The following is a 20,233-nucleotide window of genomic DNA, read 5'->3' on the forward strand; positions in this document are numbered from 1 at the left end:
CAAGCGTGACCGACGGGTCATCGCAAGGGTTGGACGAGGGCGCGTTGCGCGCCCTCGTCCCCCGGGTGCTTGCGGGCCTGGTACGACGTGGCGAGGATTTCGATGCCGCCGAAGACGCGCTCCAGGAGGCGCTGCTGGATGCGCTCCGGGTCTGGCCGGACGACCCGCCGCACAACCCGCACGGGTGGCTGACGACCGTCGCGACCCGGCGGCTGATCGACGCGCGCCGCAGCGAGATCGCCCGTAGCCGCCGCCAGGAGACGACGTACGACGAACCGGAGCCTGGTGCCGCCGAGGAAGGCGATGACACCCTCTTCCTGCTCTTCTGTTGCTGCCATCCCGATCTCGCGCCGGCCTCGCAAGTGACGCTGACGCTGCGCGCCGTCGGCGGCCTCACCACCCGGGAGATCGCCGACGCCTTTTACGTGCCGGAGGCAACGATGGCGCAGCGGATCAGCCGCGCCAAGCGCACGTTGCGGGGACAGCGGCTGAATCGGCCGGGCGACCTCGCCGTCGTACTGCGGGTGCTCTATCTCGTTTACACAGCCGGCCATGCGGGCCGGGTCGACCTGGCCGCGGAGGCGATCCGGCTGGCCCGGCAACTCACGCTGGCCACCGACGAGCCGGAGGCGCGCGGGTTGCTCGCGCTGATGTTGCTGAACCATGCCCGGCGGCTGGCGCGGCTCGATTCCGAGGGCCGGATCGTGACGCTCGATCGGCAAGATCGCACTCTGTGGTGCACCCACGAGATCGCTGAAGGCGTGCGCGTCCTGCAGTCGGCGCTCGAACTGCAGACCGACGATCGCCCACCAGGTCGCTATCAGATCGAAGCCGCGATCGCCGCACTTCACGATGACGCGGCGAGCGCCGAGGAGACCGACTGGCAGCAGATCCTCGCCTGGTACGACGACCTGGTCGCGCTCACCGAGGATCCCGTACGCCAGTCCCCCGCCGCCGTGCTCGGGCGGGCGGTCGCGGTCGGTCATGTCGAAGGCGCCGCCGCCGGGCTGCGCGAGACGGAACGGCTGCAGGAGGTCATCGGCGAGCGCCACAGGTGGTACGCCGTACGCGGGCACCTCCACGAACTCGACGGCGACCTGCCGGCAGCAGCCACGGCGTACGCCGAAGCCGCCCACCGCGCGACGAATGTTGCCGAGCGGGACCACCTCGTCCGTCAGGCCGCCCGCACCCGAGCCGCTGCCGGTTGAGCGCGTCTATATCCGTTGCGTGCTGGCCTTCTGAGCGCTTAGCGTCACTGGATGACCTCTCACCTTGTGACGCTGAGCTTCGATGCTAACGATCCGACTCGCCTTGCGCAGTTCTGGGCCGGGGTGATCGGCCGCAAGGTGGCGGACGACGGGATCACGCTGCTGGCGAACGACGACTCCGGGTTCGCGATTCGTTTCACCTCGACCGAGGAGAAGAAGACCGAGCCGAACCAGATGCACTTCGACCTGACCAGCAAGTCGCTCGAGGACCAGCAGCAGATCGTGGCTAGGGCGCTCGAACTCGGTGGCCGGCACATCGACATCGGCCAGCTTCCGGAAGAGAAGGATGTCGTACTCGCGGATCCTGAGGGCAACGAGTTCTGTGTCGTTGAGCCGGGCAACAACTTCCTCGCGGACACGGGCGTCATCGGGGCGTTCTCGTCCGACGGATCGCAAGCAGTCGGGTACTTCTGGAGCAAGGCGCTGGACTGGCCGTTGGTCTGGGACGAGAACGAGGAGACCGCGATCCAGTCGGCGCAGGGTGGTTCGAAGATCAGCTGGGGCGGACCGCCGGTGCGCGAGAAGACCGCGAAGAACCGGCTGGCCTACGAGCTCGCGGCCGACGGTGATCAGCAGGCGGAGGTCGACCGACTCGTCGCACTCGGCGCGACCCGCGTCGACAGCCAGGGCGACGTCGTGGCAATGCTCGACCCCGACGGCAACGAGTTCTCCGTAGTCCCGGCCTAGTAGGTCAACCACCACCTTGTACTGCGAGGTGTCGGCCCGCGCCCGTCGTACGAGGCCTGGCACCTTGTACTCCGGGTGTCGGTGGGCGTCGGAGTACAAGGTGCGCGCCGTGCGGCCTAGGCCGCGGCGCGGTCCGAGGTGGGGCGGCGACGCTTGGTGGCGTCGGTGAGGGCGGGCGACTGCCAGAGGCCGTCCGACTGGTAGTGGTGCAGGTCGGTGCCGGGCGGGACGATCTCGTCGATCCGGTCCAGGACCTCGTCGTCGAGCGTCAGTTCGGCGCCCTTGAGCAGGCCGGTCAGCTGGTCCATCGTGCGCGGCCCGATGATCACCGACGTGACCGCCGGGTGCGACGAGACGAACGCCAGCGCGAGCTCGGGCAGCGTCCGGCCGAGGTCGTCGGCGACCTGGATCAACTGCTCGACAGCCTCGAACTTCTCCGCATTGGCAGGCAACGCGGGATCGAACCGGTGCGGAGTCAAGGCAGCCCGTCCCGACTCCAGGTCCACCGGCTGGTTCTTGCGCACCTTGCCCGACAGGAAGCCGGATGCCAGCGGGCTCCAGGTCAGCACGCCCATGTTCAGCCGCTGGGCGGTCGGCAGCAGCGAGCGCTCGATGCCGCGAGTGACGATCGAATACGGCGGCTGCTCGGTGCGGAACTTGCCGTACCCGCGCCGCTCGGAGACGTGGTACGCCTCGACGATCTCCTCGGCCGGGAAGGTGGAGCACCCGAACGCGCGGATCTTGCCCTGGCTGACGAGATCGCTCAGCACCCAGAGCGTCTCCTCGATATCGGTCGCCGGGTCCGGCCGGTGAATCTGGTAGAGATCGATCCAGTCGGTACCGAGCCGGCGCAGGCTGTCCTCGACGGCACGCGTGATCCAGCGCCGCGAGTTCCCACTGCGATTGAGCGCGTCTTCGGTAAGCGGGAAATGCCCCTTGGTCGCGAGAACGACGTCATCGCGACGACCTTGCAGCGCCTTGCCGACGATCTCCTCGCTCTCGCCACCGGAGTACATGTCGGCGGTGTCGACGAAGTTGATGCCCTGCTCCAGCGCGGCATGAATGATCCGGACGCTGTCCTCGTGATCGGGATTGCCGACCGCACCGAACATCATCGCGCCCAGACACTGCGCACTGACCTCGATCCCGGTAACACCAAGCCTGCGATAACGCATCGAAAGACTCCTCAGTTCGTAAGCCGTGCCGCAAACCTAGGAGCTAGACCTCGCTCTAGGTCAACCCTGCCCACCGGCCGCGCCGCGTCGGGGATAAGTGCTCAGCGGGTGAGTAGTTTGTTTGGGAGGATGGGGGGATGCGAGCGGATCGGCTGGTTGCGACGTTGTTGCTGATGCAGTCGCGGGGGCGGGTGACGGCGGGTGAGTTGGCCAGGGAGCTGGAGATTTCCGTGGCCACGGCGCGGCGGGATCTCGAGGCGTTGTCGACTGCCGGGATTCCCGTTTATCCACAGCCGGGCCGCAACGGCGGATGGTCGTTGCTGGGTGGGGCGCGGACGGATTTGAGCGGGTTGAGTGCGACCGAGGCTCAGGCATTGTTCCTGCTGGTCGGGCCTGCTGCGGCTGTCGCGCCTGAGGCGAAGGCCGCGCTGCGGAAGTTGGTGCGGGCGCTGCCTGACACGTTCCGCGCGGATGCCGAGGCGGCGGCCGAAGCCGTCGTGATCGATCCGGCGCGGTGGGGTGAGCACATCAAGGAGCGGCCCGAGATGGTCCGGCGGCTTCAAGAGGCCGTCGTACGGCGGGTGAAAGTGCGACTCACGTACGCCGGGCGCGGTCGCACCGGGTCGGAGCGATTGGTCGATCCGCTCGGGCTCGTGGACAAGGACGACATCTGGTACCTGATCGCCGGTACCGAGAAGGGGCAGCGCACCTTCCGGGTGGAGCGGATCACCGATACGGAGCTGACGGATCTGCCCGCGGAACGCCCGGCCGACTTCGATCTGGCGACGGCCTGGGCGCGCGTTGTCGAGGAGATGGAGCAGAACCGGTCCCTGCTGACGGCGACGGTCCTGATGCAGGAGCGGTTCCTGTGGGTGATGCAGGATCGTCTCGGCAGGCACTGCGAAGTGATCGGCCCGGTGGGCGACGGGCGGGTCAAGATCGAGGTCACTGCTCCTACTCCCCTGATGATCGCCCAGCACCTGGCCGGTTGGGGCGGTCAGCTCGAGGTGCTCGAGCCTCCGTCGGTCCAGGCGGAACTGGTTCGCCTCGGCCAGGAACTGGTCGACCGCTATCGAAGCGATTCTTGAGCCTCGAAAGTGCTGGTGCTTTCACCGTTGGAGGTCGGCCGGTGACCGGTTGTGCAAGTTTGTCCAGGGCCGGTCAACGTTTCCTGCCGGAAGGCCTTGGTGACCGCTTCGCGTGAGTAGGGTGCGGTGGTCGATTTGTCCCGTCCGAGCAACAGGAATCCCGTGACCACTACCCCTCCTCAGTCCCCTCACGATCCCTACGCGGCGCAGCCCGGCGCCGGTGGTGGATACGGTCCCCCGCAAGACCAGTTCCCGCAGTACACACAGCCCCAGCCGGGGCAGCCTCAGTACGACCAACCGCAGTACGGGCAGCCCGGCGTCCCGCCGTCGGGACAGCCGCAAGATCAGCCGCAGTTCGGGCAGGGCTTCCCGCAGCAGGGGCAGCAGCCGCAGGGCATGCCTGCCTATCCGCAGGGTGCGATCCAGTGCCGCTTCTGTGGTGGGATGCCGGCCGTGCAGGCGACCGTTCGCGGTCACCAGGGCTTCCTGATCATGATGCGCTTCCTGAAGCTGGAAGGGCCGTTCTGCCGCACCTGCGGTATCGCGACCGTCCGCAACATGACCGCGAAGAGCCTCTGGCAGGGCTGGTGGGGCATCGGGTCGTCGATCATCAACCCGATCACGATGCTGATCAACATCCCGACCCGGCTCAAGTTCAAGCAGCTGCCGGAGCCGATGCCGGGTGCGCCGGGTCAGCCGATGGACATGGGGAAGCCGCTTTTCCTGCGGCCCGCCATCCTCGGGTTCCTGCTCCCGATCGCGGTGATCGCGCTGCTGATCTGGAGCAGCCAGAGCTCGCCGTCGTCCGCGGGTGTCGGCGACTGCATCCAGAACAAGGGCACGATCAGCAGCCCGAACGTGAAGGTCGTCGACTGCGGTTCCGGCGACGCGGAGTACAAGGTTGTCGGCAAGCTCAGCGACTCGACGAACAGCGATCAGTGTGAGCAGTTCGAGGGCTACACCGTCGCGTACACCGAGGAAGGCCGTTCCAGCGGCTACACGCTCTGCCTCGCACCGAAGTAGCGAGATTCTTCCTCCGGGCCGGCCGGTCAGCCGGTGGTCCGGGGGAAGGTCATCGGCCGAAGGTGATGCGCGCGTAGTACGCGCGGGCCTCCTGGGTTCGGCCGGCGCCGAGGACCCGCAAGGCTTCGGCGAGATCGGGGTAGCGCGGCTCCAGCAGTTCGGCGGCACCCTCCAGGTCGGCTGCCGAAGCGACATCGCGGAGAAGTGACTGGATGACCGCGACCGGATCACTCGTGTCGGTCGGAGGCTCCACGATGGGTCGTGCCGGGACACTCAGGGTGGATTGCTGGGCGGCCCGGATCTCGGCGAGCCGGCGTTCCTGCTCCAGTCGGGGCAACGCCTTCCAGCCGGGCGCTGCCACCTCCGTCTCGAGCTGGAGCAATCTCGACAACACGGCCGGATTGCTGATCTTGGCCCGCTGTCCGGACATCAACTGCGACAGCATCGGTGCGGACAGGCCGAGGACCGCGGCGAGCTGGGCTTGGGAGAGGTCGAGCCGGTCCAGCAGCCGCCGGAACCGCTCCCCCAGCGACTCTCCGTACCATTCCCTCTGCAGGTCGAGGTTCCGGGCGTGTACGTCGGTCACAACGCCTCCGCGATTCCTGTTTGCAAATTGCAGATGCAAACGTTAGGTTCGTGCTTGTTCAAGCCTCAAAGCTCCTGGAGACGCCATGATACGACGCTTCGCCGCTCTCGCGGCCGTCTCGGCCCTCGCCGCCGCATTCTCGTTCGCGAACGCACCTACGGCCGCCGCCGAAGGCGAACTGTCGCCGGTGATGGTCGTGCTGGACTCGTCCGGCTCGATGACCGCGCGGGACGCCGGCGGCACCGGCACCCGGATGGACGCGGCCAAGCGAGCCGTCGGTTCGATGGTCGACGGCCTGCCCGCCCAGGCGCAGGTCGGACTCGCCATCTACGGCGCGGGAACGGGCTCGAGCGGCGCCGAGAAGGCAGCAGGTTGTCGCGACGTCCGAGTCGTTCAGCCGGTCCAGACCGTCGACAAGGCCGCCCTCAAGCGTGCGGTCAGCGCGACCAAGGCCAGCGGTTACACCCCGATCGGCCAGGCCCTTCGGACGGCGGCCGCCCAGCTGCCGAAGGAGGGCCAGCGCTCCGTCGTACTGGTCTCCGACGGCGAGGACACCTGCGCCCCGCCGCAACCTTGCGACGTGGCCAAGGAGCTCCACCAGCAAGGCGTCGACCTGCACGTGCACGCGATCGGCTTCCGGGTCGATGCGAAGGCCCGCGCTCAGCTCGCCTGCATCGCACAGAACACCGGCGGTACGTACCACGACGCCAGCGACGCCGATTCGCTGCTCGGTGTCCTCGGCCGGGTGACGGAACGCGCCCTGCGGCACTACGAGCCGACCGGAAAGCCGGTCACCGGCACCAAGGATCCGTTCACCGCGCCGACCCTCGAACCAGGCCAGTACCTGGACACCATCGATCCGGTCGAGGAGCGCTTCTACGCAGCCGACCTGAAGGCCGGCGAGACGGCGTACTTCGCGGCGACGGCGGTCTTCCCGCGCGGCAACCCGCGCGATATCGAGGTTGTCGACGTCAGGATCACCGGACCCGGTGGCGCGGACTGCTACACCTCCGAGCGCAACCTCAACACCCGGGCCCGGGACGGCGGCTCGCTGACCTCGGTGCTGACCTGGAACGGCCTGGCCGCCGGGTCGAGCAAGACGAAGGCCTGCAGTGTGCCGGGCAAGTACGTCTTCAAGGTCACTCGCGATGCCAACCAGGGTGGCACCGACCGGGTGCCGGTCGAGATCCAGCTGCGGGTCGAGCCCCCGGTGACGGGAAGTCTGGGCGAGGAAGCGCAGCAGAACCTGGTCGGCTTCGCCCAGCAGCCGGCCGGCGCCGTGAAGCCCGTTCGCGCGGGAGGCTCGTTCAACGAGGCGACCACGCTCGACGGATCCGGCCGGTACGGCGAAACCATCTACTACGGCGAGGAGCTCTTCTACCGGGTGAAGCTCGACTGGGGGCAGGGCCTGGCCTACCGGGTCACCTTCGGCGGCGTACCGAAGGGTCCGACGGCCAATATCCGGACCGCTCTGTACAGCCCGGTTCGCGCCGACATCAAGTCCGACACCACCGCCTACACCGGCAGCACCCAGATCCTGCCCTCCGACGGGAAGCCGATCGCGACGCCGCGAACGGCCTATCTGAACCGGAACTCGGCCGAGCAGACGGTCCGGAAGTCCAGCGTCGACGGGTGGTACTACATCGTGGCCAAGCTCGGTACGGCCTTCGGTGAGGACTCGCCGGGCGGCCTGCCGGTGACGATCGACGTGGCAGTAGCAGGCGACAAGGTTGCCGGGCCGGAGTACGGCGCGGCCGGTGACACCGAGGCGACGCCCACGCCGACCCCGACTGCCTCCGACTCGACGCCTTCGAGCCCGGCAACGGAAGCCGGTGACAAGGTCGGTGACGTCCAGCCGGCCAAGGACGACTCCTCCTCGGCGCTGCCTTGGATTCTTCTCGGCTTGGTGTTGGTGCTGGCCGCGGTGGGTGTGGGTGTCGTGCTGGTGATCCAGCGTCGCAAGCCGCCGGCGCCGCCGACGTACCCGAACGGCCCGGGGCAGAACTGGCCTACCCGGCCTTGATCCAGCGGTAGGACGATCCTTGCCGACGGCACTCGACCCGGGTGCCGTCGGCGGTCGTCTCGATTCCGCCGGCCTCCTGCCAGCCGCAGACACCGCCGAGCTTCACCTGTGGGTTGGGCGCAGGAGTGACCGGGCCGGTGGGGATGGTCTCGGGCGTTGTGGGCGGAGTGCTTGTTGGTGAACTACCCGGTGGCGAGGGTGAGCCGCCACCGGTGTCCGGTCCGTTGAGCAGGAGTACTGCAACTACGCCGGCCGCCGCTAGTCCCGCCAAGCCCGCACCGGCCAGTACTACGCGTCGGCGAACTGGGCCGCGTTTCGCGAGGGCGGTAGTAGGCACGACCGGCTTCGGGTGCACGACCGGCGGCGGGTGCTTGACCGGCTGAGGTTCAGGTTGAGGTGGTGCAGCGAGCGCCTGGTACGCCGGTCGGAGTGCCGGCAGTTGGTCGAAGACCTCGATCAGCTCGCCATCAGCGGTATACGCCGGGATCTGCACAGGATCCACGAGAGCTGGAGCAAGTGCGCTCAAGGCTGCAGACGCCGATTCCACCCGTTCGGCCGGTTCGGCTCGCACCAATCCTTCGATGACATCCCAGACGACACTGCCCGCGGAGCCAGCAGGCCGCGATGGCAGCAAGCCGGTGGCTGGTGGTTCTTCGCCAGTCAGCAACTGCCAGCCGGTCACGCCAGCCGCGTACAGGTCCTGCGCGACAGCCGGTGGATCGCCCGCAAGCACCTCAGGCGCGACATATCCCGGAGTACCGACGACCGCGCCTTGTTGAGTGAGACGGGGCTCCCCCAGTGACAGCGCGATGCCGAAGTCGCTCAAGCGCAGTACGGGCAGGGCGGTGCCTGTTGTCTCGAGCAACAGGTTCGCAGGCTTCACGTCGCGGTGGACGACTCCGGCGGCGTGGACCTGCTCCAACGCGGTCAGCACCTGAGCGAGCAATTCCGCGGCGTAGCGCTCCGGCAAAGCGCCGAAGTCGGCGACCAGGTTGCTAAGCGACCCGCCACCGACCAGGTCCATGGCGAGCAGAGCCTGATCGTCCTCGGCGGCCCAGCTGTACGGGCTGAGGACGTTCGGGTGCTCCAGCCGCAGACCCTGCTCGCGGACGAACCGCAGCAGCGCGCCGGCATGCCGCTGACGGAGGACCTTGGCCGCGCAGAGCCGTTGGAGGCGACGATCCCAGGCGCGCCAGACGGTACCGGTCCCGCCTGAGCCGACAGGATCGATGAGTTCGAACCGGCCGGCGAACACATCTGGCACCGGTGGCTCTCCTCTCGCGCGGGACCCCGCATACCTTGCCAGGCTGTTCGGTCCCTCGCGAGCTGGGGGCCACCCCAGGTCAGTTGTAGTACCCCTTCACCACGGCGCTCGCCTCGTCGTACAAGGCAGGCCCGTCCTGTACTACGGGCGCGAACCCACCACCCGGCTTGAGCCCGTTCAGCTGCTCGCCGGACAGCGCGTAGACGACCCGGCCGAGCCCCGAGCGCTCGATCGCGCCGGTGCACATGCCGCACGGCTGGCAACTCGTGTACATCGTGGTCCTGGCGGCGACCTCCGGCGATAGTTCGCGGGCGGCCCACTTGGCGAGCTTGAGCTCGGGGTGCGCGCTGATGTCGTTGTCGGTGATGCTCGTGTTGTTGTCCTCGGCAACCACCGACCCGTCGGGGCCGACCAGGATCGACCCGAAGGGCGGATTGCCGGACTCGCGGGCCGCCGCGGCCAGTTCGATGGCCCTCCGCAGGAAGCCTTCTTCCGATGAGGTCACTTCTTCTCCGTTCCTAGATGCGCCCTGACTGTGGCCAGCGCGTGCCAGGCCGTTTCCGGCCGTTCGGTCTCTGCTGGATCGCCGATGAACGGATCCAGTACTACGGCCACGGCGCCGAGCGTCCGGAGTTCCTCGAGATCGCCGATCACCTGGTCGATCGAGCCCTCACCGGCGACCCGATCGGTCAGCGGTTCGGGAGTCAGCCTGAGCAAGATCCGCGGTGTGAACGCGGGGAGCGCTCTCTGCTCGTTCTCGGCGATCTTCGCGAGCTGGTCGAGGCCGTTCCGCATCCACTCCATCGACTGCCGCAGCGGATGCCACGCGTCGCCGAGGCGGACCGCTCGCCGCATCCCCGCGGTACTGAGTCCACCGACCCAGATCGGGATGTCGCCGCTGCGGTAGTCGGCGTCGTTCTCCCACGCGTCGCGGACGGCGCGGAGCAGCTCGTCGGTCAGCCTTCCGCGCTGAGTGAAGTCGACGCCGAGCGCCTCGAACTCTTGCTTCGCCCAGCCGGACCCGACGCCGAGAACGAAGCGGCCGCCGCTCAGCTGGTTGAGGTTCGCCGCCATCCGGGCGACCAGAAGGGGATGCCGGTAAGGCGCGATCAGCACCGTGGTGCCGAGCTTGACCTTCTCGGTGACGCCGGCCAGCCAGCTCAATGCGGTGAAGGGTTCGTAGAAGGGCGCCGGATATTGCCCGGCGACGTCGGGCGTGATGGCGACGTGGTCGGACACCATCAGCAGGTCGTAGCCGAGGCCTTCGACCGTCCGGGCCCAGTCGCGGAGGCGGCCGGGGTCCGTGCCGGGACCGAAGTTGGGAACGTTCACGCCGATTTCCACCCCGTAAGGCTATCCAGCCGGAATGGTCGTTCTGAAGAGACTCCTCCCGGTATGACGCGCTCTCCGCCGGGGAATTACCGGTATCTTGGCTGGATGACCGAGACTCTCGATCCGACCGACTGGGCCATCCTGGTCGAGGTGCAACGCGACGGACGGATCCCGCTGACCGAACTGGGTCGCCGGGTGAACCTGAGCGCTTCGGCAACCACCGAGCGGGTGAAGCGACTGGAGACGGCCGGGATCATCAGCGGGTACCGGGCCGACATCGACCTGGCCAAGGTCGGGTTCGCCGTGCTGGCCGTAGTACGGCTGAAGTATCCCGGGAACAAGCATGAGCCGCTGCGGAAGCTGCTCGCGGAGCGGTTCGAGTTCCTCGAATGTCTGCGGACGACCGGCGACGACTGCTACACGTTGAAGGTCGCGGCCGGGTCGATGGCGCATCTCGAACAGCTGGTAAACGAGTTGACCGAGTTCGGGAGTACGACTACGAATCTCGTGTACAGCCAGACGCAGCCCTATCGGGGGCCGCAAGGGCCGCCGCCGGAGGTTTGATGCACGTCCTCGACATCGAGGTTTCGCCCGGACTGCTGAATTCGTGGGTCGATTGGCTCGCTCCGGATCGGCAGCCCTTCTTCGTGACAGCGAAGCAGGCCAAGGCGTGGTCGTTGTCGCCTGAGCCGGCGGAACCCGACAAGCAACTGCGCGATACCTACCGGACGTACAACCTGGACAGCCGGTTGAAGTCGGTCTGGCTGGACGAGGCGGGGTTCATGGAACTGCCGCGGCAGACCCGAGGCGCGTTGGTGCGTGCACAGGTGACGCATGACCGAGACGCAGTACCGACTGTTCGCGCCTGGCGGGAGGTGCTCGGGCAGGACATCGCACAGCAGGCAGACGGGCATCGGTTCGTCTGGTGGAAGTCCGTACTACGTGACGTCGCTCCCGTTGTTCTCCCCCGCATCGTGAGTGAGGATTTCGGGCCGAGCCGGCATCGCGCAGTACCGACGTCTGTGTGGTCCGCGTCCGATGGAGCGCTCCCCCGCGCCAGAGAACTGGCCGGGACGTTTCCGGACGGGAGCGGACCGAACTGCTTCGGCACGGTGATGGCGGCGGCCGGGGTTGACGGTGCAGCCGAGGAATGGATGCTGCGGGAACCGTTCGACGCGTGGCTTGATCAGCACACCACGCGCGGTGGGCGCGACGAAGTACCGGGCACTGTGCTCGTCTGGCGCGACAACAACCGTGCGGTACAGCACGCGGCCGTCACCCTCGGCGCCGGCTGGGCCCTCCACAAACCCTCCCAATCCTGGATGAGCCCCCGCAAGATCCGCACCACCCAAGAAATCCTCCGCTCCACCCGAACCCCCGGCTGGCACCTAACCCGCCACACCATCACCACCTGACCGCTACCGTCGCTGGATGGAGTTCGCGGAGCTGGTGGATCAGGGCCCGGGTGGTTCGACGGAAGTATGCGGCGTTCGAGGAGCGGAGGTACGGGCGGAGCTGGTCGCGCGAGGAACTGATGCTGGGGTTCCTCGGCGACGTCGGGGATCTCGCGAAGCTTGTCCAGGGCAAGGAAGGCGTGCGTCCGCGAGCCGACCTCGACGAGGCGTTCGCCCATGAGCTGGCCGACTGCCTCTGGTCGGTGATCGTGCTTGCGGATGCCTACGAGGTCGACCTGGAGAGCGCGTTCGTCCGGACCATGGGTGAGATGGAGGGTCAGCTCTGAGGGGTTTCGACGACGGTGGTGTGGATCGGGGTGCCTAGTTCTACTGTGCGGCTGACTGTGCAGAGGCGGTCGTGGGACATCTTGACCGCTCGGGGTAGGGCCTCGCGTGCCTTGTCGCCGGCTTCGTCTTCGGGGAATTGGATGGTGAACTCGACGGCGAGGTTCTCCATCCGGTTGCCCTGCTCGGGGTCGCGGATCTTGTCGCCGCGCACGACCGCGCTGAACTCGGTCGGCTCGGCCCGGCGGCTCACCACGACGTCGACATCGATCGCGGAGCAGGCGCCGATCGCGGCCAGCAGCAGTTCCACCGGGGTGAAATCGGTGTCGGTCTCACCACCCGATCCGACGGACAGCGTGCCGCCGCGAACGTTGTGGACCAGATACTTGCTGTTCGCGGTGCGTTCGAAGTTGATCGACCGGAGGCTGTCGTCGCCCATGTCCGTCACAATCTGTTGCTGATAGCAACTGTCAGAGGTTGCTCAGCGCGGCGGCGATGGGTGTCTCGCCGGCGATGAGTTCCAGGGTCCGGCCGATCGAGGCCGGGGTTTCGCAGAGTCCGGCAAGAACGGCGGCCACGTCGTCGCGGGTGACGCTGCCGCGGCCGGTCTTGTCGGCGATCAGGACCAATCCGGTGCCGGGATCGTTGGTGAGCGCTCCCGGGCGCAGGATGGTCCAGTCCAGGTCGCGGCCGCGCAGGTCGTCCTCGGCCGCCTTCTTCGCACGGAGGTAGATCGTGAAGCCGTCATCCGGGTCCAGCTCGTCGACGCGGTCCGCGCCCATCGAGCCGACCTGGATGTGCCTTCGTACGCCGGCGCGCTCAGCTGCCTCGGCGAACAACGCCGCGGCGCCACGGTCGACCGTGTCCTTGCGATCGTTCCCGCTGCCCGGCCCGGCTCCGGCGGAGAAGATCGCGACGTCAGCACCAGCCAGTACTTCGGCAACCGCGGCGAGGTCGGCTTTCTCGAGATCCAATACCGCGGCAGTGCCACCAGCATCGGCGATGTCGGCCTCGTGCGCCGGATTCCGCACCAGCCCGACCGCCTCATGACCACCGGCGGCCAGCAGCTTGGTCAACCGCAGCGCGATCTGTCCATGTCCACCCGCAATAACAACTCGCATACCCCCGAGCCTAACTGTCGACGGTCCACACACCAGGCACCCCTTGCGTCCGAACAACCGAGGGTCCCGCCCCACGCCTCTTCGGACATAGGCCATCTTTCGATGGCGCAGACGCTCTTCAGGAGCGGCGCCGGGGGCACCCGGGGCAGCGGCGACGGCGACGGGAGCAGCCGCGGTCACGCCGAACTCCTCCTTACGTCCGAAGAAGCGGAGGGACGTGTCCTTCAGTTCTTCGGACGTAAGCAGCCGTTGTGCCTCGGAGGAGTCAGGAGGGGTGGCGGAGGATGGGGCGGAGGGTTTCGAGAACGGCGGGGTCTTCGATGGTGGAGGGGATGGCGACGTCGCGGCCGTCTGCTATTCCGCGCATTGTCTTGCGGAGGATCTTGCCGGATCGTGTCTTCGGTAGCGCCTCCACCACGGACACCTCTCGGAACGCCGCCACCGGCCCGATGTCCCGCCGTACGGCAGCCACCAGCTCCTCCTGCAGTGTCTCCGGCGAGATCTCCACACCCGCCTTCAGTACGACGAAGCCGCGTGGCAACTGACCCTTCAAGGCATCGTGTACGCCGATCACCGCGCACTCCGCGACCGCGGGATGCGCCGCCAGCACCGCTTCCATGCTCCCGGTCGACAGCCGGTGCCCGGCGACGTTGATGACGTCGTCGGTGCGGCCCATCACGAAGATGTAGCCGTCGGCATCGATATAGCCGGAGTCGCCAGTAAGGTAGTACCCGTCGTACTGACTGAGGTAGTTGTCGATGTAGCGCGCGTCGTCGCCCCACAGCGTCGGCAGCGCACCGGGCGGCAACGGCAGTCTGATCGCGATCGCCCCCTCCTCCCCCGCCGCCAGAACGGTTCCGTCGGCAGCGAGGATCTGGACGTTCCAGCCGGGCAGCGGCACCGTGGCCGAGCCGGGCTTGGTCGGCAATGGTTCGAGGCCGTGTGGGTTGGCCACGATCGGCCAGCCGGTCTCCGTCTGCCACCAGTGATCGACGACCGGTACGCCGAGCTTGCTGTGCGCCCAGTGGTACGTCTCCGGGTCGAGCCGTTCGCCGGCGAGGAACAGCGTGGCGAACCGATCGAGGTCGTACTTCGCCAGTTCGGCCGCCTCCGGGTCGACCTTCTTGATAGCCCGGAGCGCGGTCGGAGCGGTGAAGAGCGCTTTCACGTGATGCTGCGCGATCACTCGCCAGAAGGCGCCCGCGTCCGGCGTACCGACTGGCTTGCCTTCGTACAAGATCGTGGTCGCGCCCACGAGCAGCGGTGCGTAGACGATGTACGAGTGGCCGACGACCCAGCCGACGTCGGAGGCGGTCCACCAGACATCACCCGGGCCGATGTCGTAGACGGCGCTCATCGACCAGGCGAGCGCGACGGCATGGCCGCCGTTGTCGCGGACGACACCCTTCGGTTTCCCGGTCGTTCCGGACGTGTAGAGCACATAGAGCGGATCGGTCGCGGCCACCGGGACCGGGTCTGCCGGCGTCGCGTCCGAGATCAGCGTTTCCCAGTCAAGATCGCGCTCTCCGAGTTTCCCGGGCGCGTTCTCGCGCTGCAGCACGATGGTGTGGTCGGGCCGATGGCTAGCGAGCTCGATCGCTTCGTCGACGATCGGCTTGTACTCGACCACGCGGGTCGGCTCGATCCCGCAGGACGCGGCGACGATCACCTTCGGAGTGGCGTCGTCGATCCGCGCGGCCAGCTCCTTCGGCGCGAATCCGCCGAAGACGACCGAGTGAACGGCGCCGAGGCGGGCACACGCCAGCATCGTGATCACCGCCTCGGGGATCATCGGCATGTAGACGATGACGCGGTCACCCTTCCCGACGCCCAACGACCTGAGCGCTCCGGCAAACACGGCAACCGCGTCGCGAAGCTCCGCGTACGTGAAGGTGCGCGTCGTTCCCGTCACCGGAGAGTCGTAGATCAGCGCGGAGCGCTCTCCGTCCCCGTTCTCGACGTGCCGATCGAGGGCGTTGTACGACGTGTTGAGCTCGCCATCGGGGAACCACCGGTAGAGCGGCGCCGCCGAGTCGTCGAGCGCGCGGGTCGGAGAGCGCGTCCAGCTGATCGCCGCGGCAGCCTCCAGCCAGAACCCTTCCGGATCCGCCAGACTCCGGCGGTAGTTCTCGTCGTACGCGCCCATCAGTTCGCCTCCATCACCCGAAGCCGCTTGCGTACTACTCACTACCATTCCTGACCCGCACAAGCTCGCCCCCACGGCCAGCCATCTACCCGGCGGGCGTTGTAAGGAGTGTGCGAGGGTTGGGGCATGACGGTTTCGCGGGTTGACGTGGTGGCGGCCGCACGGCGGATCGATGGGCGGATACGGCGTACGCCGGTGTTGCGGGTGACGCCGACGCTGACGTTCAAGCTCGAGTTGCTGCAGCACGTCGGCTCCTTCAAACCGCGAGGCGCCTTCAACCGGTTGCTGAGCGCGAAGGAACAGGGCGCTCTCACCGGTCAGGGGATCGTCGCGGCCTCTGGCGGGAACGCGGGTCTGGCCGCCGCGTACGCCGCGCGCGAACTCGGCGTACCGGCTCGCATCTTCGTGCCCGAGACCGCGCCGGCTCCCAAGGTGGCGCGGTTGCGCACGCTTGATGCGGATGTGGTTCAGGTCGGGAGTGAGTACGCCGAGGCGTATGAGGCCGCGATGTCAGCGTGTGAGGAGTCGGGGGCGTTGCTGGTGCACGCGTTCGATCAGCCGGAGGTCGTCGCGGGGCAGGGCACGCTCGGGTTGGAGCTGCTCGACCAGGTCGACGGGTTCGACACCGTTCTGGTGGCCGTCGGTGGGGGCGGGCTGATCGCCGGGATCGCGACCGCGCTGGAAGATCGCGCTCGGGTGATCGGGGTGGAGCCCGAACTGGCGCCGACGTTGCATCGCGCGCTCGAGGCGGGTGAGCCGGTCGACGTACGGGTCGGCGGGCTGGCAGCGGATTCGCACGGGGCGCGGCGGCTGGGGTCGCTGGCGTTCGAGGCGGCGCGGCGGTACGACTTCGGGTCGGTGCTGGTCGCGGAGGAGATGATCGTTGCTGCGCGCAACGAGTTGTGGCACGAGTACCACCTCGCGGTCGAGCACGGAGCGGCCGTCGCCTACGCCGCACTGAGCACGGGGGCCTACCAGCCTGTGCCCGGCGAGCGCGTCATCGTCATCATCTGCGGCGCCAACACGGACCCCACCACCCTCGCCTGACCTTCGCGCCGTCAGACGATGGGGCGGGAACCGGCTAGATGACGGGGCGCGGATCGGGTTTGCGGTCGTCGGCGAGGATCCAGGCGGAGAGGATGCCTGCGATGCCGCCGAAAAGGTGACCCTGCCAGGAGATGCCGTCCTGCGGGAGTAGGCCGCCGAGCAGCGCACTGCCCCAGACAAGGATCACGAGTACGCCGACCGCCACCTGGCCGAGGCGGCGGTTGAAGATGCCGCGCGCGATCAGGTATGCGGCGTACCCGAAGACGAGCCCGCTCGCACCGATCGTGATGGTGTGCGGCGGCGAGATCAGCCAGGTACCGAGACCGCCGATGGTGGTGACGATCGCCGTCACGGAGAAGAGCCGCAGGGCGCCGCTGATCGCGATGATCGCACCCAGGGTGACCAGCGGGAGCGTGTTCGAGATCAGGTGCCCGAAGCCGAGGTGCAGGAACGGCGCCGTGATGATCCCGAACAGACCGTCCGGCTCGCGGGCGATGATCCCGTACTGATCGAGCCGACCGTGCAGTGCGGTGTCGACGATCTCACTGATCCACATCAGCCCGACGAGCGCGATCAGCAGCTTGATCCCGCTGCTGATCCGGGCCGTGTCGACGACACTGCCGGTCTTGCGAGCCGGAGTCTGGAAACTCATGCCTCAACGATGCCCGATCCCGCCAAACCCCGGCATCTCCGGCCAGCGTTTCCACGGCCGCTTCGAGCGGTTGTCCACAGGTGGTGAGACCGGACCTGCGGGATGAGGGCGGGATACGTCACAATGGGTACCGCAGGCGTGGCGCGGTGTGACGGAGGGATCTGCGCCAGACTGAAGTCGGGGACTGTGGGAAGGATCGTCCGGCCGCGCCTCGGGCCGGCCGACCGACGCACGACCCGAATCTTGAGGGGGATTCTGGATGCCGATCGCTGTCTACATCCTGGGGCTGGCCATCTTCGCCCAGGGCACGTCCGAGCTGATGCTGGCCGGACTGTTGCCCGAGATGGCCGACGACCTGAGCGTGTCGATCCCGGCGGCGGGGCTGCTGATCTCCGCCTTCGCGGTCGGCATGCTGATCGGCGCACCGGTGCTCGCGGTGGTCACGTTGCGCTGGCCCCGGCGGACGGCGTTGCTGGTCTTCCTCGCGATCTTCGCGCTCACCCATGTGGCCGGGGCACTCACCCCGAACTACGACGTACTGCTGGTGACCCGCGTCCTCGGCGCATTCGTGTACGCCGGCTTCTGGGCGGTCGCGGCCGTCACGGCAGTCGGGCTGGTCCCCCGCAACAGCCGGGCCAAGGCGATGAGCGTCGTCGCCGGTGGACTCACGATCGCCACTATCGTCGGGCTGCCTGCCGGGACGGTGATCGGCCAGCATCTCGGCTGGCGGGCGGCGTTCTGGACCGTCGCGGCGTTGTCGATCCTCGCGATGGCCGGCGTGCTAGGGACGATCCCGGGCGGCGCACCCGATCCGGAGAGCGCTCCCCGCCTGCGCGAGGAGATCCGTGCGATGGCCAATCCGAGACTGTGGCTGTCCTATGCGACGACCGCGCTGGTCACCGCAGCGATCCTGGTGATCTTCAGCTACTTCGCCCCGCTGCTGACCGAGGCGACCGGGCTGCGGCCAGGTGCCATTCCCGGCGTCCTTGCCCTGTACGGCGTGGGCTCGCTGATCGGAATCACCCTGGGCGGCCGTACTGCGGACGCCACGCCGTTCCGCACGCTGTCGGTCGGTATCACCGGGCTGGTCGTCCTTTCGGCGGCGCTCGCGCTCTGGGCCGGCACCCCGGTGGTGGCGATCGGGACGATCTTCCTGCTCGGCGGGTTCGGTTTCGCGGTCAATCCCGCGCTGAACGCCCGGGTGTTCAGCCTGGCCGGACAGGCGCCGACGTTCGCCACCGCGATCAACTTCTCCGCCTTCAACGTCGGCATCACGATCGGCCCGTGGCTCGGCGGGCTGGCGATCGACGCCGGGGCCGGCTACCCGGAACTCGGCTGGATCGCGGCAGCCCTCGGATTGGTTGCCCTAGGCACCGTCATCCTCGCCGCCCTCCTCCCGGTCCGGCCCCTGCAGCCCGCCGGCCCGGTGCACCCCTCGGTGGTCCCCGCCGGCCCTCCCCCCGACCCAGACGTCACCTGACCGCGGCTCCCTGTCAGGAGGATCGCTGGGCGCACAGGGCGTGGTCGATCAAGTCGCCGGTGGACTTGTCCTGGACGAGGACGTGTTCGAGGGAATCGCTGGGTTCGGTGGGAGACCGAGACGACTGCAGACACCACCCTCAGTTGACCGGCCCACTGTGGTCCAGGTGGCTCGGGTCGAAGTCGGACTTCCGCTTGAAGACGTACTTGTTCAGCGACCAGGTGACCGCCCACAGACCGACGCCGACAAGCATCAGCCAGCCCGCGATCTTGTAGTCGTCCGACGCACGACCCGACAACGGGCTCGCCAGATACACACAGAGCACGACACCCAGCACCGGCAACGCGGTCGGCGCGTGGAAGTGCTTGTGCTCTACCTGGTCACGGCGCAGTACGAGAACCGCCACGTTGACGATGGCGAACACGCAGAGCAGCAGGAATGCCGTCGTCCCGCCGAGGGCCGCGAGGTCGGCGTACCCGATCAGGAAGAACGCGAGCAGGGTCGTGAACAGGATCGCGACCCAAGGCGTACGGCGCTTGTGCAGCACCCGGCCGAGCGGGCCCGGCAGCACCTTCTCGTGGGACATGCCGTAGAGCAGCCGGCTCGCCATCAGCATGTTGATCAGCGCCGAGTTGGCCACCGCGAACATCGTGATCCAGGCGAAGATCTGGAGCGGGAACCCGGGCGCGCCGGCCTGGATCACCTTCAGCAGTGGGGTGGCCCCCTTGTTCAGCTCGTCCGGCGACACCAGGGCGACGGCCGAGATCGCGACCAGGACGTAGATCACGCCGGTGATGCTGAGCCCGAGCAACATGATCTTGGGGAAGATCTTGACCGGGTCCTTGGTCTCCTCGGCCATGTTCACCGAGTCCTCGAAGCCGACCATCGCGAAGAACGCCAGTGCCGTCGCCGAGGTGACCGCGCTGAACGGCGACTCGCCGGCCGGCGTACTGAAGTCGGTCAGCCGCGCCGGGTCGCCGTCACCGTTGGCCAGCGCCCAGGCGCCGACCCCGATCACGATCAGCAGACCGGTCAGCTCGATCAGCGTCAGTACGACGTTCGCCTTGACGCTCTCGCCGACGCCGCGAAGGTTGACCAGGGCTATCAAAGCCATGAACGACAGTGCGGTGATCATCAGGATCGAGCCGTGCGAGGAGTCGATCTTCACCGCCTTGAAGAAGTTCTCCGAGAAGGCCTTCGACGCGCTCGACGCCGAGGTCAGTCCGGAGCACATCACCGCGAAGGTGAGCAGGAAGGTGAGGAAGTGGATTCCGAACGCCTTGTGCGTGTAGACCGCCGCGCCACCGGCCTTCGGGTACTTCGTGACGAGCTCCAGGTAACTCGTTGCCGTCAGCATCGCGACCACGAACGCACACAGGAACGGGAGCCAGACGGCACCGCCGACCTCGCCCGCGACCTTGCCGGTCAGCGCATACACACCGGTACCAAGGATGTCGCCGACCACGAAGAGCAACAGCAGGCCGGGCCCCATCACCCGCTTCAGCTCGGGACGATCGTGGGTCGTCGTTGCCGCACTCGAACTCTCGCTCATCCTGCCTCCTGCGACGATGGCCGGTGGCGCGTGTTCGTCTCATCGTCCCA

The 20,233-nt window shown here is 67.8% G+C and carries 20 protein-coding genes; 10 read left to right on the plus strand and 10 right to left on the minus strand.

Going from position 1 to position 20,233, the window contains the following annotated elements:
• The first annotated feature begins 5 nt into the window (after positions 1-5).
• Both F1D05_RS04330 and F1D05_RS04335 read left to right on the plus strand, forming a co-directional pair.
• Positions 6-1,208 (plus strand): RNA polymerase sigma factor, encoded by a 1,203-nt coding sequence (locus F1D05_RS04330; protein WP_185446113.1) that lies wholly within the window; start codon positions 6-8, stop codon positions 1,206-1,208.
• Between the two features lie 51 nt (positions 1,209-1,259).
• Positions 1,260-1,955 (plus strand): VOC family protein, encoded by a 696-nt coding sequence (locus F1D05_RS04335; RefSeq protein WP_185446114.1) that lies wholly within the window; start codon positions 1,260-1,262, stop codon positions 1,953-1,955.
• A gap of 116 nt (positions 1,956-2,071) precedes the next feature.
• Here the strand turns inward: F1D05_RS04335 and F1D05_RS04340 are convergent, their stop codons facing one another.
• The gene (locus tag F1D05_RS04340) at positions 2,072-3,130 is read right to left on the minus strand and encodes an aldo/keto reductase (protein WP_185446115.1); all 1,059 of its coding nucleotides are present in this window, start codon (positions 3,128-3,130) and stop codon (positions 2,072-2,074) included.
• Positions 3,131-3,267: 137 nt separating this feature from the next.
• Between F1D05_RS04340 and F1D05_RS04345 the strand changes: the two genes are divergently transcribed.
• Both F1D05_RS04345 and F1D05_RS04350 read left to right on the plus strand, forming a co-directional pair.
• The gene (locus F1D05_RS04345; protein ID WP_185446116.1) at positions 3,268-4,218 is read left to right on the plus strand and encodes a helix-turn-helix transcriptional regulator; all 951 of its coding nucleotides are present in this window, start codon (positions 3,268-3,270) and stop codon (positions 4,216-4,218) included.
• A 162-nt stretch (positions 4,219-4,380) separates the two neighbouring features.
• Positions 4,381-5,241: an LppU/SCO3897 family protein gene (locus tag F1D05_RS04350; protein WP_185446117.1), complete on the plus strand. Its 861-nt coding sequence runs from the start codon at positions 4,381-4,383 to the stop codon at positions 5,239-5,241.
• A 49-nt stretch (positions 5,242-5,290) separates the two neighbouring features.
• Here F1D05_RS04350 and F1D05_RS04355 read toward each other — a convergent pair whose 3' ends face one another.
• Positions 5,291-5,827, minus strand: a complete 537-nt coding sequence (locus F1D05_RS04355) for a helix-turn-helix domain-containing protein (RefSeq protein WP_185446118.1) — start codon at positions 5,825-5,827, stop codon at positions 5,291-5,293.
• A gap of 85 nt (positions 5,828-5,912) precedes the next feature.
• Here F1D05_RS04355 and F1D05_RS04360 point away from each other — a divergent pair, with 85 nt between their 5' ends.
• Positions 5,913-7,850 carry a vWA domain-containing protein gene (locus tag F1D05_RS04360; RefSeq protein WP_185446119.1) on the plus strand — a complete coding sequence of 646 codons (1,938 nt, stop codon included), beginning with the start codon at positions 5,913-5,915 and terminating at the stop codon, positions 7,848-7,850.
• On the opposite strand, the gene F1D05_RS04365 is transcribed toward F1D05_RS04360, so the two are convergent.
• From F1D05_RS04365 to F1D05_RS04375, 3 genes are all read right to left on the minus strand, one after another.
• Positions 7,837-9,114 carry a serine/threonine-protein kinase gene (locus F1D05_RS04365; protein WP_185446120.1) on the minus strand — a complete coding sequence of 426 codons (1,278 nt, stop codon included), beginning with the start codon at positions 9,112-9,114 and terminating at the stop codon, positions 7,837-7,839. The two genes, F1D05_RS04360 and F1D05_RS04365, sit on opposite strands and share 14 nt — an antisense overlap.
• 79 nt (positions 9,115-9,193) lie before the next feature.
• Positions 9,194-9,619, minus strand: a complete 426-nt coding sequence (locus tag F1D05_RS04370; protein ID WP_185446121.1) for a nucleoside deaminase — start codon at positions 9,617-9,619, stop codon at positions 9,194-9,196.
• The gene (locus F1D05_RS04375; protein ID WP_185446122.1) at positions 9,616-10,458 is read right to left on the minus strand and encodes an LLM class flavin-dependent oxidoreductase; all 843 of its coding nucleotides are present in this window, start codon (positions 10,456-10,458) and stop codon (positions 9,616-9,618) included. Before F1D05_RS04375 ends, F1D05_RS04370 begins: the two co-directional genes overlap by 4 nt.
• A gap of 93 nt (positions 10,459-10,551) precedes the next feature.
• On the opposite strand from F1D05_RS04375, the gene F1D05_RS04380 reads away from it, so the two are divergent.
• Genes F1D05_RS04380 through F1D05_RS04390 form a run of 3 tightly spaced genes read left to right on the plus strand, consistent with a single transcriptional unit; the run spans position 10,552 to position 12,187 of the window.
• Positions 10,552-11,010: an Lrp/AsnC family transcriptional regulator gene (locus F1D05_RS04380; RefSeq protein ID WP_185446123.1), complete on the plus strand. Its 459-nt coding sequence runs from the start codon at positions 10,552-10,554 to the stop codon at positions 11,008-11,010.
• Positions 11,010-11,861, plus strand: coding sequence for a hypothetical protein (locus tag F1D05_RS04385; RefSeq protein ID WP_185446124.1), 852 nt, complete (start codon positions 11,010-11,012; stop codon positions 11,859-11,861). Before F1D05_RS04380 ends, F1D05_RS04385 begins: the two co-directional genes overlap by 1 nt.
• 50 nt (positions 11,862-11,911) lie before the next feature.
• On the plus strand, positions 11,912-12,187 hold the full coding sequence (locus F1D05_RS04390; RefSeq protein WP_206686074.1) for a MazG nucleotide pyrophosphohydrolase domain-containing protein: 276 nt from the start codon (positions 11,912-11,914) through the stop codon (positions 12,185-12,187).
• Here the strand turns inward: F1D05_RS04390 and F1D05_RS04395 are convergent.
• From F1D05_RS04395 to F1D05_RS04405, 3 genes are all read right to left on the minus strand, one after another.
• Positions 12,178-12,624, minus strand: coding sequence for an OsmC family protein (locus F1D05_RS04395; protein WP_185446125.1), 447 nt, complete (start codon positions 12,622-12,624; stop codon positions 12,178-12,180). The two genes, F1D05_RS04390 and F1D05_RS04395, sit on opposite strands and share 10 nt — an antisense overlap.
• A gap of 31 nt (positions 12,625-12,655) precedes the next feature.
• Positions 12,656-13,306 (minus strand): SDR family oxidoreductase, encoded by a 651-nt coding sequence (locus F1D05_RS04400; protein WP_185446126.1) that lies wholly within the window; start codon positions 13,304-13,306, stop codon positions 12,656-12,658.
• Between the two features lie 265 nt (positions 13,307-13,571).
• Entirely contained in the window at positions 13,572-15,494 is a 1,923-nt protein-coding gene (locus F1D05_RS04405) for a propionyl-CoA synthetase (protein ID WP_281388907.1), read from the minus strand.
• An 84-nt stretch (positions 15,495-15,578) separates the two neighbouring features.
• Between F1D05_RS04405 and F1D05_RS04410 the strand changes: the two genes are divergently transcribed.
• Positions 15,579-16,499: a threonine/serine dehydratase gene (locus tag F1D05_RS04410; protein WP_185446127.1), complete on the plus strand. Its 921-nt coding sequence runs from the start codon at positions 15,579-15,581 to the stop codon at positions 16,497-16,499.
• A gap of 34 nt (positions 16,500-16,533) precedes the next feature.
• On the opposite strand, the gene F1D05_RS04415 is transcribed toward F1D05_RS04410, so the two are convergent.
• Positions 16,534-17,151, minus strand: a complete 618-nt coding sequence (locus tag F1D05_RS04415; protein ID WP_185446128.1) for a rhomboid family intramembrane serine protease — start codon at positions 17,149-17,151, stop codon at positions 16,534-16,536.
• Between the two features lie 259 nt (positions 17,152-17,410).
• Between F1D05_RS04415 and F1D05_RS04420 the strand changes: the two genes are divergently transcribed.
• The gene (locus tag F1D05_RS04420) at positions 17,411-18,631 is read left to right on the plus strand and encodes a Cmx/CmrA family chloramphenicol efflux MFS transporter (protein ID WP_185446129.1); all 1,221 of its coding nucleotides are present in this window, start codon (positions 17,411-17,413) and stop codon (positions 18,629-18,631) included.
• 139 nt (positions 18,632-18,770) lie between these two features.
• Here F1D05_RS04420 and F1D05_RS04425 read toward each other — a convergent pair whose 3' ends face one another.
• The gene (locus F1D05_RS04425; RefSeq protein ID WP_185446130.1) at positions 18,771-20,183 is read right to left on the minus strand and encodes an APC family permease; all 1,413 of its coding nucleotides are present in this window, start codon (positions 20,181-20,183) and stop codon (positions 18,771-18,773) included.
• Positions 20,184-20,233 lie beyond the last annotated feature (50 nt).

This window comes from Kribbella qitaiheensis, assembly GCF_014217565.1.
In the GTDB taxonomy this organism is placed as follows: Bacteria; Actinomycetota; Actinomycetes; order Propionibacteriales; family Kribbellaceae; genus Kribbella; species Kribbella qitaiheensis_A.